The 12,470-nt window shown below is 65.5% G+C and carries 12 protein-coding genes and 1 tRNA gene; 9 read left to right on the top strand and 4 right to left on the bottom strand.

What is annotated here, in order from left to right:
* The first annotated feature begins 50 nt into the window (after nt 1-50).
* The 3 genes from ACWGPT_RS05710 to ACWGPT_RS05700 are packed head-to-tail and all read left to right on the top strand — an operon-like array spanning nt 51 to nt 2,682.
* Entirely contained in the window at nt 51-887 is an 837-nt protein-coding gene (locus tag ACWGPT_RS05710; protein ID WP_452604630.1) for an ABC transporter substrate-binding protein, read from the top strand.
* The gene (locus tag ACWGPT_RS05705) at nt 884-1,882 is read left to right on the top strand and encodes a FecCD family ABC transporter permease (RefSeq protein ID WP_452604629.1); all 999 of its coding nucleotides are present in this window, start codon (nt 884-886) and stop codon (nt 1,880-1,882) included. Before ACWGPT_RS05710 ends, ACWGPT_RS05705 begins: the two co-directional genes overlap by 4 nt.
* Nucleotides 1,879-2,682 carry an ABC transporter ATP-binding protein gene (locus ACWGPT_RS05700; protein ID WP_452604628.1) on the top strand — a complete coding sequence of 268 codons (804 nt, stop codon included), beginning with the start codon at nt 1,879-1,881 and terminating at the stop codon, nt 2,680-2,682. Before ACWGPT_RS05705 ends, ACWGPT_RS05700 begins: the two co-directional genes overlap by 4 nt.
* 18 nt (nt 2,683-2,700) lie before the next feature.
* Here ACWGPT_RS05700 and ACWGPT_RS05695 read toward each other — a convergent pair whose 3' ends face one another.
* The 3 genes from ACWGPT_RS05695 to ACWGPT_RS05685 form a co-directional block, all read right to left on the bottom strand.
* Entirely contained in the window at nt 2,701-3,414 is a 714-nt protein-coding gene (locus ACWGPT_RS05695) for an adenosylcobinamide amidohydrolase (RefSeq protein WP_452604627.1), read from the bottom strand.
* A gap of 160 nt (nt 3,415-3,574) precedes the next feature.
* Nucleotides 3,575-4,036 (bottom strand): hypothetical protein, encoded by a 462-nt coding sequence (locus ACWGPT_RS05690; RefSeq protein WP_452604626.1) that lies wholly within the window; start codon nt 4,034-4,036, stop codon nt 3,575-3,577.
* A gap of 569 nt (nt 4,037-4,605) precedes the next feature.
* Nucleotides 4,606-4,681: transfer RNA gene (locus ACWGPT_RS05685), tRNA-Lys, on the bottom strand.
* 192 nt (nt 4,682-4,873) lie between these two features.
* Here ACWGPT_RS05685 and ACWGPT_RS05680 point away from each other — a divergent pair.
* Both ACWGPT_RS05680 and ACWGPT_RS05675 read left to right on the top strand, forming a co-directional pair.
* Nucleotides 4,874-5,623 (top strand): cytochrome c biogenesis CcdA family protein, encoded by a 750-nt coding sequence (locus tag ACWGPT_RS05680; protein WP_452604938.1) that lies wholly within the window; start codon nt 4,874-4,876, stop codon nt 5,621-5,623.
* A 40-nt stretch (nt 5,624-5,663) separates the two neighbouring features.
* Nucleotides 5,664-6,626: an AEC family transporter gene (locus tag ACWGPT_RS05675; protein ID WP_452604625.1), complete on the top strand. Its 963-nt coding sequence runs from the start codon at nt 5,664-5,666 to the stop codon at nt 6,624-6,626.
* Here the strand turns inward: ACWGPT_RS05675 and ACWGPT_RS05670 are convergent.
* Nucleotides 6,567-7,805, bottom strand: coding sequence for a UbiH/UbiF family hydroxylase (locus ACWGPT_RS05670; protein ID WP_452604624.1), 1,239 nt, complete (start codon nt 7,803-7,805; stop codon nt 6,567-6,569). The two genes, ACWGPT_RS05675 and ACWGPT_RS05670, sit on opposite strands and share 60 nt — an antisense overlap.
* Before the next feature lie 176 nt (nt 7,806-7,981).
* Between ACWGPT_RS05670 and pcsA the strand changes: the two genes are divergently transcribed.
* The 4 genes from pcsA to ACWGPT_RS05650 all read left to right on the top strand — a co-directional run bounded on the left by pcsA (nt 7,982) and on the right by ACWGPT_RS05650 (nt 12,427).
* The gene (gene pcsA / locus ACWGPT_RS05665) at nt 7,982-8,716 is read left to right on the top strand and encodes a phosphatidylcholine synthase (protein WP_452604623.1); all 735 of its coding nucleotides are present in this window, start codon (nt 7,982-7,984) and stop codon (nt 8,714-8,716) included.
* A gap of 157 nt (nt 8,717-8,873) precedes the next feature.
* Nucleotides 8,874-10,445: an ABC transporter ATP-binding protein gene (locus ACWGPT_RS05660; protein WP_452604622.1), complete on the top strand. Its 1,572-nt coding sequence runs from the start codon at nt 8,874-8,876 to the stop codon at nt 10,443-10,445.
* Nucleotides 10,435-11,520, top strand: a complete 1,086-nt coding sequence (locus ACWGPT_RS05655; RefSeq protein WP_452604621.1) for an ABC transporter permease — start codon at nt 10,435-10,437, stop codon at nt 11,518-11,520. The genes ACWGPT_RS05660 and ACWGPT_RS05655 overlap by 11 nt, the downstream gene beginning before the upstream one ends.
* Nucleotides 11,513-12,427 carry an ABC transporter permease gene (locus ACWGPT_RS05650; protein WP_452604620.1) on the top strand — a complete coding sequence of 305 codons (915 nt, stop codon included), beginning with the start codon at nt 11,513-11,515 and terminating at the stop codon, nt 12,425-12,427. The genes ACWGPT_RS05655 and ACWGPT_RS05650 overlap by 8 nt, the downstream gene beginning before the upstream one ends.
* Nucleotides 12,428-12,470: the final 43 nt, after the last annotated feature.

The raw sequence follows: 12,470 nt of genomic DNA, 5'->3' as shown, positions 1-12,470 counted from the left end.
CCTTCCGCGCCGGGGTGCTGGCGCGGATATCCGGACAAGCGGACATGAAGATGACGCAGAAAATACCGCTGATCGCACTGATGGTGCTTGCCCTTCACGGGTCGCCGTCGGCTGCGGCGAGCCCGAAGCGGATCGTGTCGCTGAACGTCTGCACCGACCAGATGGCCATGCTGCTGGCCGACGAGGGACAGCTTCTCTCCGTCAGCTTTCTGGCGTCCGATCCGAACACCTCTGCGCTCGCCGAGCACGCCGGACGGTATGCGGTCAATCACGGCTCCGCCGAGGAAGTCTACATGCTCAAGCCGGACCTCGTGCTGGCGGGAACGTTCACCACCCGAACCACCGTCGACCTGCTTCGCCGGCGCGGCATTCCGGTGGAGGAGTTTGCACCCCCGGCCTCCTTCGAAGAGATGAAAGCAGAGTTTCGCAGGATGGGCGACGTGCTGGGGTGGCGCGACCGCGCCGAAGCCATACTTGCCGATTTCGACGCGGAACTCGCAAGGCTTCGGGCAAATCCGGTGCCGGACCGTCGCGTGGCGCTCTACTACGCCAACAGCTACTCGTCCGGCGCAGGCACGCTGGTCGACGAGGTGGTCCAGGCGGCGGGCCTTCGCAACGTCGGCCGGGAAGCGGGTCTCACCGGAACGGGCATTCTGCCGCTCGAAATGCTCGTCATGGCCGATCCTGACATCATCGTCGTCGCGGACGATCACTATGATGCGCCGGCGCTTGCCCAGCAGAATTTCAGGCATCCCGCCTATCTGGACCTCGTCGCGCGCAAGAAGAGCGCGGTTCTGCCTCCGGCGCTGACCGTATGTGGCGGTCCCTTCACGCTGGAAGCGGTGCGCCTCCTGCAAGAGGCCGCCAAGGGAACAGGTACTCCATGAGCGACCGCTTCTACACTCCCATGCTGGCGGGGCTCGGCCTGCTTGCGGCCGTCCTGTTCGTCCTGTCGGTAACGGTCGGCTCGACCGGGATCGGTCTGTGGGAAAGCCTGGAGGCCCTTCTGTGGTGGGAAGACAGCCTGATCGGCCTCGTCGTCCGCGACATCCGGCTGCCGCGGGCCATTCTCGGCCTCCTGGTAGGCGCGACCCTCGGGGTCTCCGGGGCGGTCCTCCAGGGTTTTATGCGGAACCCACTCGCGGAGCCGGGGCTGATCGGCGTATCGGCCTCCGCATCGCTTGGGGCGGTCCTTGCGATCTACTCGGGACTGTCGGCGGCGTTCTCGCTCGGCCTGCCGCTTGCGGGTCTTGCCGGCGCGTTCCTGGGCGTCCTGGTCGTGCGCGCCCTTGCAGGGTCCTCGGGAAGCACGTTGACGCTGATCCTGGCCGGCGTGGCGATATCGAGCTTCGCGGCCGCCATGACCTCGCTTGCCCTCAACCTTTCGGCCAACCCCTTCGCGTCGCTGGAGATCATGTTCTGGATGATGGGGTCGCTGACGGACCGTTCGATGACCCATGTATGGCTCGCCGCACCGTTCATCGTGATCGGCTGGCTTTCGCTGTTCAGCCTCGGCCGGCCGCTGGATGCGCTGACGCTGGGGCGCGATGCTGCTTCCAGCATGGGGATCGACCTCAGGAGCGTGCAGCGGCGCGTGGTGTTCGGCGTCGCCGCCTCGGTGGGGGCCGCAACCGCGGTCTCCGGCGCGATCGGGTTTGTCGGGCTGGTCGTGCCGCACATGCTGAGGCCGTTCACGGGTGCGGTTCCCTCGCGGCTTCTGCCGGCGAGCGCGCTTGGCGGCGCCTGCATGGTGCTCGCCGCCGACATCTTCGTGCGGCTGATCGCTCCCGAGCGGGACCTCAAGCTCGGCGTGCTGACCGCGGTCGTCGGAGCGCCCTTCTTTCTCTGGCTGGTCTACCGGACGCGGAGGGAAATGCTGTGACATCGGCGCCGCTTCTTTCGATACGCGAGTTGCATGTCAGCCTGGGTCAGCGTGCGGTCATCGACGGCCTCTCCCTCGACGTCCGGCCGGGCGAACTGGTCGGCCTGATCGGGCCGAACGGCGCCGGAAAGTCCACGCTCCTTCGCGCCCTGGTCGGCCTGATACCCTCGCGGGGAGAGATAACGGTCTCGGGCAGCTCCGGTGCGGGCCTGACGCTTGCCCAGCGCGCGGCGCTGATGGCCTATGTGCCGCAGGAGCATGAAATCGCCTGGCCGATGAGCGTCGAGCGCCTCGTCGGGCTAGGGCGGGTGCCCCATAGCGGAACCTTCGCCCTGCGGCGCGGAGACGAGGATCGCCGGGCGATACGGGACGCGATGGAGCGGATGGACGTGAGCCGCTTCGCCATGCGTTCGGCCATGGCCTTGTCCGGTGGCGAAAAGGCGCGCGTCCTGATCGCCCGCGCGCTCGCCCAGCAGACGCCCATCCTGATCGCCGACGAACCCGCGGCCGGCCTCGACCCGGCGCACCAGATCGCCCTCATGCGCATCTTCCGGTCGCTCGCCGGCGAAGGCCGGGCGGTCATCGCCACGCTGCACGACCTCGGCCTCGCGTCGCGCTGGTGCACGCGTCTCGTCATCCTCAACGACGGCGTGATCGCCGCGGACGGCACACCCCGGGAAGTCCTCACCGAGCGGGTGCTGGCCGAGGTCTACGGCATTCGCGCCTATCTCGGAACGGCGGAAGGCGGGCCCGTCGTGCAGATCCTGGATCGTACCGATCGTGGCGGGGAAACGGTATAGGCGGTGGTTTCACTCCCGTTACGTCGTGCTCGGGAGAGGAAGACGTCTCGCCTCGCGTGAGGGGAAGAATTCTGCCATCCACTCTAGCCCGCCTTCCGTGACCGCCTGGTAGACAGCCCGACCCAGAGACATGCCGATATCGGTATGAAGTCCCGCAAAGGGCAAGCCGGGCTCACCGCATGGCGATGCGATGACGATGCAGTCGGTTCCGGTTCCCGTCACGACATCACCATTGCGCTCGAGCCCGAGATCCATGATCGCGGCGGTACGGGCCTGCGCGGCGATCGAGAGCGCCTCGATGCACGCCGCCTCGGACAGCGGGACGCCGACATGTGCGAGCAGATTGATCGTCCCGACGCGCGAGATCCTGTCCGGCACGATGCCGACCCGGCTGGCATTCGACAGACCGACCGTCGCGAGGCAGGATGAGGTGACGCCGCCGACCGTGCTGCGTCCGACGTGATGGTGCTTCACGGCGCGTGACGTCATGAGATGGACCGCGTCGCCATGGCCCGCCTCTGACGCGCGCCGGCGCAGGAAATCCACGGGATCGACCCCCAGCGGAAGGTCGTCGTCACGAACCTCCAGCCACACCACCGATTGCGCGGTGACGAAGCCCGGGCGCGTGAGCGACCAGCTCAGCATGTTCTGCGGCTCTTCGAACGATGCCACCAGGAAGGGAGGCAACCAGGAGGTCGAGAACGGGGGGCGGGGAGGGTTTGCGGATGTCATAGGAGGCCGTTGGCAAGGGATGCGCGGTGGACCGAACAAGGCTTTCGCCCCGATCGGCTGGCGCAACGCTTGATCCACTGCCTCATACCACAACAACCGACCGCATCAACGAGAGACGCGGTCGCGCGAGGGCCTTTTCCATCCGTTCGCCTGTGACGTCCTAGTCGCGGCGGTCACCATCGTCGTACCGGTCGCGACCCCCGTCATCGTCCCAGCCGGAGTCGCGATCACGATCGCGCCGCGGGCGGGCGTCGCCGCCGGTGTCCTGCACGCGGTCGAGCAACTCCATGATCATGTCCATGCACGACCTGCTCGATTGGTCCTGTCCGCAATGGACGCGGATTTTCGCCCTGCCGGTATCGATGGAAACGCTCGCGGCGCCGTCGTGCGGCCCTCCGCGGTGCATCCGGGCGCCGCCGCGCCTGTCCGGTCCGCCCGGCCCGGGACCGCGATCGTCGCGCGCCTGGGGTGGCGGCGGTGGCGGTGGCGGGGGAGGCGGTTGCATCGAATCGCCCTGGCCGGGAGGCGGAGGCCCCGGATCCGGAGCGTCCTGGGCATCCTGTGCAAGGGCAGTGCCTGCGCAGAGCGTCATGGCGCAGGCGATGGCTGTCAACGGTTTCATGGGACACCTATCGGTTTAGGGGTGCCATCCGAACCGACCGCGCGCCGAAACGTTCCGAGGAGGGTGCTCGACGAGCGACTATTTGCCGGGGGGATGAGGCGACTATTGTTCCTTCCTCGGCGACGCGGCCCCGAAGACGAAGCGCTACGCCCTTAGCTCCAACGACAGCTACCCGGCAATTCTAGGCCGCTGATCGAGAGAAAGATCGCAGACCCTGCGGCCTTCTGCAGTTTCGTCCGACAATCATGGAACGCTAAGGCGAGGGCGAGGTAGGCGCCCAGCGAGGCCCATCCAATGACAGCGAAGTCCGAATATCAGGAGAGCGGAATAGGACGGCCAGCGTGATCTCGCGGCAGCAACGTGACGTCAATCGGTCGCCCGACCCCGTTCTAAAGATAACGGCAGTCGCGTCCTGGTCGGCTTGTGACAGAGCCGGTGCAATTCGTCCATCCATTTCGATATGAGAAATCGACCGGGGCCCCGCCGCATAAAGGCGGCCAGCAAGCGGGCAAGCTCACTCGGTGGCGAAAATCGGCGGCGATCCCTGCCGAACTAGCTAGCTGAAAAGATGGTGAGAGCGCAGGGGTTCGAACCCTGGACCTACTGATTAAAAGTCAGTTGCTCTACCGGCTGAGCTACGCTCTCCCGTTCGCGGGAGAAGGCCCCGTCGGAAGTGCGCGGAACATAGGCAGACGGACTTTCCGGGTCAACCGCAAAAACAGCAAAAATGCGGCTTCTTGTCCCGAGGACGGCGGTACGCAAAAACGTGATTGGCATCATGGTCTCGCCGTGCTTTAGGCAGGCGAACCCTGGATGAGGTCGTCACTGGAGTCGTCGTTGTCGATTGCCGACATTTCGCTATGGAGTGCCTTGCTGGCCGGAGCCCTGTCGTTCCTGTCGCCATGCGTGCTTCCGCTCGTGCCTCCGTACCTCTGCTACATGGCAGGCGTTTCCGTCGAGCAGTTCCGCGGGGAGGCAAGCCGCGAGGACGCGGCCGCGACGCGGCGGGCGGTGCTGACGGCGGCACTTGCCTTCACGCTCGGTTTCGCGACCGTCTTCGTCGCCCTCGGCGCCGGCGCCTCGACGATCGGCGTCCTGCTGCGCCAGCATCTCGATCTTCTCTCCAAGATCGGCGGACTGATCATCATCGCCATGGGCCTGAACTTCCTCGGCGTCTTCCGCATCGGCATCTTCTCCCGTGAGGCGCGCTTCCAGGGCAGCGGAAAGCCGGCGACGCTTTCCGGCGCCTATGTCATGGGGCTTGCCTTCGCGTTCGGCTGGACGCCCTGCATCGGGCCGGTGCTCGGAGCGATCCTCGGCGTTGCCGCCTCCCGCGAGACGGTTGGCGACGGGGCGACGCTGCTGGCCATCTATTCGCTCGGTCTTGCCGTCCCGTTCTGGATCGCCGCCGGCTTTTCCGGCGCCTTCATGCGTTTCCTGTCGCGTTTCCGCCAGCATCTCGGCGTGGTAGAGAAGGTGATGGGCGTGCTGCTCATTCTCACGGGCCTGGCGTTCATCTTCGGCTTCGTCAGCGCGATGGCCATCTGGTTCCAGCAGACCTTTCCAATCCTGATGCAAATCGGCTAAGCCGGGCCGTCGCCGGGGTGGGCGAGGGCAGTGGGGAGACATGGCCGACATTTCAGCACTGCTACTGCCCTTCTTCGGGCTTATCCTCATCGGCTATCTCGCGGCCCGGGTGACGCGCCAGCCGGCCGAGGCGCTTGGCTGGATGAACACGTTCATCATCTACGCCGCCCTGCCGGCCCTTTTCTTCAAGCTCGTCTCGCGCACGCCGGTCGAGGATCTCGCCCGCATCGACTTCATCGTCACCGACATCGCCGCGACCTACGTGATCTTCGTTCTGGTCTTCCTGATCTCGCGCTACCTCAGACGCGCCCCGTTCGCCGATTCGACGATCCAGGCCTTCGGGGGCGCATACGGCAATATCGGCTACATGGGGCCGGGCCTCGCGCTGCTTGCCTTCGGCGAAGCCGCGGCCGTTCCCGTTGCGCTGATCGTCTGCCTGGAGAATGCCACGCATTTCATGGTGGCTCCGGCCATGATGGCGGTTGCCGGAGGCGACAGGAGGCCGCCGCTCCAACTGGCCGCGGACGTCGTGCGCAAGGTGGCGCTGCATCCTTTCATCCTGTCGACGGCTCTCGGGTTCTTGGTGGCGGCGAGCGGCGTGGCGGTGCCGGAAGCGGCTTCGCGGCTCGTCGACTACCTGGCGCAGGCGGCCGCACCCTGCGCACTCTTTGCCATGGGGGTGACGCTGGCGCTTCGGCCGCTCCGGCGGATCCCGGTGGAGATTTCCTATCTGGCAGCGGCGAAGCTGGTGATCCACCCGGCCGCCGTCTACCTGGCGCTGTCGCTGGCGGGTGACTTCGATCCGGTATGGGTCTATTCGGCCGTGCTGCTGGCGGCGCTCCCGACCGCCACCAACGTCTTCGTCATCAGCCAGCAATACGGCATCTGGCAGGAGCGGGCGTCCGCAACGGTGCTGATCACCACCATCCTCTCGGTCCTGACCCTACCGGTGCTCCTCTACCTGATCACGTCCGGGCTTCTGCCGCCCGACCTCTTCCCGTAGCTGGCCGAGGAAGGCCCGCAGGCCGCGTCCGGGCTCCACGCCCTCGCGCATGGCGAGACTGCGCAGCGGCGGCACGGCGTTCAGGAGGTGAATGCCCGCCGCACGCAGCACCTGCATGGGCAGGAAGTCCGACAGCAGCGACCGGTTCAGAAGGTCGACGCCGAAGGTGCGGGTCATGATGTCGGGACGGCGTAGGCGATTGAAGCGGTCGCCGGCATCGGCGGGAACGGGTGCTCCCATCGCATTCGCCAGCAGGTCCGCAAGGGCGATGATATCCCTCAGCGAAAGGTTCAGCCCCTGGGCCCCGATCGGGGGAAAGGCATGTCCCGCCTCGCCGACCAGCGCCATGCGCCCCTTGCCGAAGCGGTCCGCCATCAGGCTCGACAGCGGCCAGCACTGGGCGCCCGGCTCGACGGTCACCTTTCCGAGCATCGATTGCATCCGCTCCTCCACCCGCAGCGAAAGCTCCTCGGGTGTCAGCGCCAGGAGGTTTTCTGCCTCTTCCGGCCGCACGACCCAGACAAGGCTGGAGCGATTTCCGGGGAGGGGGACCTGGGTGAAGGGGCCGGTCGGCGTGTGGAATTCGGTGGAGATATTGCCGTGGGGCAGGGTGTGGCCGAAGTTCATGACGACGGCCGACTGGGGGTAGGACCAGCGCCGCACGCCGATGCCGGCACTCTCCCTGACCCGCGACCGGCGGCCGTCGGCCCCGATCACGAAGTCGGCAGAGACGGTCGTCCCGTCGGAAAGGGTAAGACGGACCTTTTCCGGCGCCAGCGCGCATTCTTCCATGGTGACGGCATGGCGGGAGACATTCGGCTCATCGGCGACCGCTGCTTCCAGCGTCTCGATGAGGACGCGATTGGGAATGTTGTATCCGAAGGCCGCCAGGCCGACGTCCGCCGACCGGAACTGCGCCGTCGGCGCCCGCAGAAGCCGGTCCGTCCCGTCGATGATCTGCATGACGGAAAGGGGCGCGGCGCGCGGCGCGATACGGTCCCAGAGCCCGAGGCGTTCCATGAAGCGGATGGAATGATCCATCAATGCCGTGGTCCGTTCGTCGGCCGCCGGGGCTTGCGGCGCGATCAGGGCGACCTTGCGGCCGGTGCGGCCCATTGCCAGTGCGGCGACCGAACCCGCCAGTCCTCCGCCTACCACCGCAACTTCATAGTCCTGCATGCTTCATCCTCGTCGGGCCATCCTTTTGCCCTATGTAGAGCCTTCTCGCTTTCTTATCCATGGGACGTTGCGGCGCGTACCGCAAATCGCGCGCGGGAGGGCGTCAGGCGCGAGGTCCGCGGTTGCAAAGCGCCGGGTTTCGCCGCATAGGTCAAGAAACAGGACGGGAATGGCGAGTGATCAGACGAGTTTTCAATTACCGGAAAGTGCCGTATGCCGAAATCCGCGCGTTCTCCGTTCACCTCCTCACCGCATCCGGATCGTTTCTCGCCTTTCTCGGCGTGGTCGCAGCCGCCGAAAGCCGCTTCGTCGACATGTTCTGGTGGCTCGGCCTGGCGCTCTTCGTCGACGGCATAGACGGTCCGATCGCGCGCAAGGTCAGGGTGCGCGAGGTCCTGCCGAACTGGTCGGGCGACACGCTCGACAACATCATCGACTATGTGACCTATGTCCTGCTTCCCGCCTTCGCGCTCTACAAGAGCGGCATGATCGGCGAGCCGTGGTCCTTCGTCGCCGCCGGCCTGATCGTCATCTCCAGCGCAATCTACTACGCCGATACGGGCATGAAGACCGACGATTATTTCTTCTCGGGCTTTCCCGTCGTCTGGAACATGGTGATCTTCACACTCTTCGTCATCCAGGCGAGCGAGGTGACGGCATTCATCGTGGTGATCCTGTCGGTGGTCCTGACCTTCCTGCCGATAAACTTCCTCCATCCCGTGCGGGTCAAACGTCTTCGGCCACTCAATCTCGGAATTTTCCTGCTGTGGTGCGCGCTGAGCGGCTATTCGCTGCTGCTGCACTTCGACTCGCCGACATGGCTGGTCTACGGCGTGGTGCTGTCGGGGCTCTATCTCTACTTCATCGGCGCGATCCTCCAGATGTTTCCGTCCCTTGGGCGGGACCGCTGACACCTGTTGGCGACGCATGTTTTCGGTTGTGCGGGGCAACAAATCCGCTAACAGTAATCGTGAGCGGCCGCCTTGCTGCCGCCATGATTGAACCAGGACGCGCGACGATCGCCTAGCAAGCCTCGGAGAAGGTGAAGCTGCGTCACAAGGGGGTGCAGTGACTGTCATAGAGGGATCGGCCGCCAATCCGTTATTGGCGGTCCGAAATCTGACCAAGCATTTCGGCAATTTCGCCGCCTGCTCCGGGATCGACCTGGATATCGGTGCCGGCGAAATACATGCCCTTCTCGGGGAGAACGGTGCCGGCAAGTCCACCTTCGTGAAGATGCTGTTCGGCATCCTCGATCCGACCGAAGGGGAGATCCTCTGGAACGGCCAGCCGGTGACCATACGCTCGCCAGGCGAGGCCCGGGCTCTCGGCGTCGGAATGGTCTTCCAGCACTTCTCGCTTTTCGAGGCACTGACGGTGGCGGAAAATATCGCGCTGTCGCTCGACACCGGCGTCTCTCTCGCGAAGATTTCCGAAGAGGCCGCGACACTGTCGAAGGCCTACGGCCTGCCGCTCGATCCCAATGCGCATGTCGCGGACCTTTCCGTCGGCGAACGCCAACGCATCGAGATCGTCCGCGCCCTACTGCAGAACCCGAAGCTCATCATCCTGGATGAACCGACCTCCGTCCTCACACCCCAGGAGGCGGACCGGCTGTTCGAGACGCTGTTCAAGCTGAAGGCCGAGGGGCGGTCAGTGCTCTACATCAGCCATCGGCTGGAAGAAGTGCAGCGCATCTGCGACCGCGCGACCGTGCTGCGTCACGGACGCGTGACGGGTGACTGCGACCCGAAGCAGGAGACCGCCGCTTCGCTTGCGCGAATGATGGTCGGCTCCGATGTCGCAGGAGTTCAGCGGGAGGGGCGCAAGGCCCCGGGGGATGTTCGCATCGAGGTCCGCGATCTCTCCGTGGCGGCCCGCACTCCCTTCGCGGTCGCGCTCAGGGACATCAATCTCACCGTTCGCGCGGGCGAGGTGCTCGCCGTGGCCGGCGTCGCCGGAAACGGGCAGGGCGAACTGTTCGATGCGCTGTCCGGCGAGTATCCCGTAGCCGACAGCGACGCGATCCGCCTGTGCGGCAAGGCTGCGGGGCGCCTCGGCATCAACGAGCGGCGCCTGCTCGGCGCAGGCTTCGTGCCGGAAGAACGCCACGGGCACGCCGCCGTGTCCGACATGTCCCTCTCCGACAACCTTCTTCTCGCACGCAGCCGGTCCGACCGCCGCGCGTTTCTGGGAGGCGGCATGCTGAACGTTATCCGGCACGGCGCGATCCGCCGTGCCACCCAGCGCATCTGCGAGGAGATGGATGTTCGCAAGAGCGGGGAGGATCCCCGCGCAGGCGCTCTCTCGGGCGGCAATCTCCAGAAGTTCATCGTCGGCCGCGAACTCGACCGGCAACCGGCGGTCCTGGTCGTGAACCAGCCGACATGGGGCGTCGACGCGGGCGCTTCCAGCCGCATCCGCCAGGCGATCGTGGATCTTGCCGCAGCCGGTTCCGCGGTGATCGTCATCAGCCAGGACCTGGACGAGATATTCGAGGTGGCGACAAGCATTGCCGTCATCTCGGAGGGGCGGCTGTCACCCTCCTACGCCGCCGGCGAGCTCACCCTGGAAAGGGTCGGCCTGCTGATGGGCGGCGTCCACGATTCCACGCGCCGGGAGGCGTCCCATGCGCATTGAGCTGCAAAAGCGTGATCGGGGCGGTCGCGTGTTTTCCTTCGTATCGCCTCTGCTCGCCTTGGCGCTGACGCTTTTCTTCGGCGGGCTGATGTTCTGGTTCCTAGGCAAGGACCCGATCGACGCGCTCTACAGCTTCTTCATCGAGCCGTTGCTGGAGGTTTGGTCTCTCCACGAGCTTGCGATCAAGGCGGCGCCGCTGATCCTGATCGCGGTCGGCCTTGCGGTCTGCTATCGCTCCAACAACTGGAATATCGGCGCCGAAGGGCAATTTACGATCGGCGCGATAACCGGCGCCATCCTTCCGGTGCTCTACCCCGACTGGCACTCGGTGGCGATACTGCCGCTGATGCTGATCATGGGCGCCATCGGCGGCGCGCTTTACGCCGGGATTCCCGCGCTCCTGAAGACACGCTTCAACACCAACGAAATCCTCACGAGCCTGATGCTCGTCTACATCGCGCAGCTCTTCCTCGACTGGCTGGTGAGGGGTCCCTGGCGGGATCCGCAAGGCTACAATTTCCCGCAGACGAAGGCATTCGTCCCCGAAGCGGTGCTTCCGGAAATCCTCGATTCCGGTCGGGCCCATCTCGCGATCGTCTTCGCGCTGGTGGCGGCCGTCGCGATCTGGTTCATGATGCGCTTCATGCTGAAGGGCTTCGAGGTCTCCGTCATCGGGCAGTCGGAACGGGCCGGCCGTTTCGCAGGCTTCTCCTCCCGGCGCATGGTCTGGTTTGCGATGCTGCTTTCCGGAGGACTTGCTGGCCTTGCCGGGATATCGGAGGTCTCCGGGTCGATCGGCCATGTGCAACCGGCGATATCGCCCGGTTACGGCTTCACGGCGATCATCGTTGCCTTCCTCGGGCGGCTCAATCCGCTCGGCATCATCGCTTCCGGCTTCGTTCTCGCCCTGACATATCTCGGGGGAGAGGCAGCCCAGCTTTCAATCGGGATTTCGGACAAGGTGAGCCGGGTGTTCCAGGGCCTTCTGCTGTTCTTCGTGCTCTCCTGCGACACGCTGATCCACTACCGCATCCGCCTCGTCGGCCGCGAAGGGACGGGAGCCTCCCATGCTTGAGGCGATCCTGCTGACGGTCATCACCGCCGCGACGCCGCTCGTCATCGCCTCGCTCGGCGAACTGGTGACGGAGCGCGCCGGCGTGCTCAATCTCGGCGTCGAAGGCATGATGATCATGGGAGCGGTGACCGCGTTCGCCGTGACCCAGGCCACCGGCTCGCCCTATGTCGGTGTCGTGGCCGGCATCGTCGCGGGCGGAGCCTTCTCGCTGCTCTTCGGCGTGCTGACATTGACGCTCGTCGCCAACCAGGTCGCGACGGGTCTTGCGCTCACCATCCTCGGCCTTGGCCTTTCCGGGCAGATCGGCGAGAGCTTCGTGGGGCAGCCGGGCATCAAGCTGCAGCCGATCGCCATCCCGGTGCTTTCCGACATTCCCTTCCTCGGCCCGCTCCTCTTCCGTCAGGACCTGATCTTCTACCTGTCGGTCCTGCTCGTGGTCGGCATCCACTGGTTCCTGTTCAGGAGCCGCGCCGGACTGAAGCTCCGGGCGATCGGCGACAACCACGCCTCTGCCCATGCACTCGGGATCAACGTGATCCGTACGCGGTACATGGCCGTGATGTTCGGCGGCGCCTGCGCCGGTCTTGCCGGGGCCTATCTGTCGCTGGTCTACACGCCGCAATGGGTGGAGAACATGACGGCGGGGCGCGGGTGGATCGCGCTGGCGCTCGTCGTCTTCGCATCCTGGCGGCCGCTGCGCGTTCTGGCCGGCGGATATCTGTTTGGTGCGGTCACGATCGGCCAGTTGCATGCGCAGGCGCTGGGGCTCGGCATTCCCTCGCAGCTTCTCTCCGCCATGCCCTATGTGGCGACTATTGTCGTCCTCATCATCATCTCGCATAATCGGCGCACGACGCTCATCAACACCCCGGCCTCGCTCGGAAAACCTTTCGTTCCGGAGCGTTGAGGCCTACTGTGCATCCAAGTCTTCAAGCTAATAGAGGTCAAAA

Source organism: Pseudorhizobium sp. NPDC055634 (genome assembly GCF_053618655.1).
Note: the sequence above shows the minus strand (reverse complement) of the source record. Positions and strands in the feature narration are given on the sequence as shown.

Bases quoted from the DNA above. Each gene is read 5' to 3' on its own strand.
- ACWGPT_RS05675 (WP_452604625.1), top strand. From the start codon at position 5,664: ATGGCCGACATTTCAGCACTGCTACTGCCCTTCTTCGGGCTTATCCTC.
- ACWGPT_RS05655 (WP_452604621.1), top strand. From the start codon at position 10,435: ATGCGCATTGAGCTGCAAAAGCGTGATCGGGGCGGTCGCGTGTTTTCC.
- ACWGPT_RS05670 (WP_452604624.1), bottom strand. From the start codon at position 7,805: ATGCAGGACTATGAAGTTGCGGTGGTAGGCGGAGGACTGGCGGGTTCG.
- ACWGPT_RS05650 (WP_452604620.1), top strand. From the start codon at position 11,513: ATGCTTGAGGCGATCCTGCTGACGGTCATCACCGCCGCGACGCCGCTC.
- ACWGPT_RS05705 (WP_452604629.1), top strand. From the start codon at position 884: ATGAGCGACCGCTTCTACACTCCCATGCTGGCGGGGCTCGGCCTGCTT.
- ACWGPT_RS05690 (WP_452604626.1), bottom strand. From the start codon at position 4,036: ATGAAACCGTTGACAGCCATCGCCTGCGCCATGACGCTCTGCGCAGGC.
- ACWGPT_RS05710 (WP_452604630.1), top strand. From the start codon at position 51: ATGACGCAGAAAATACCGCTGATCGCACTGATGGTGCTTGCCCTTCAC.
- ACWGPT_RS05695 (WP_452604627.1), bottom strand. From the start codon at position 3,414: ATGACATCCGCAAACCCTCCCCGCCCCCCGTTCTCGACCTCCTGGTTG.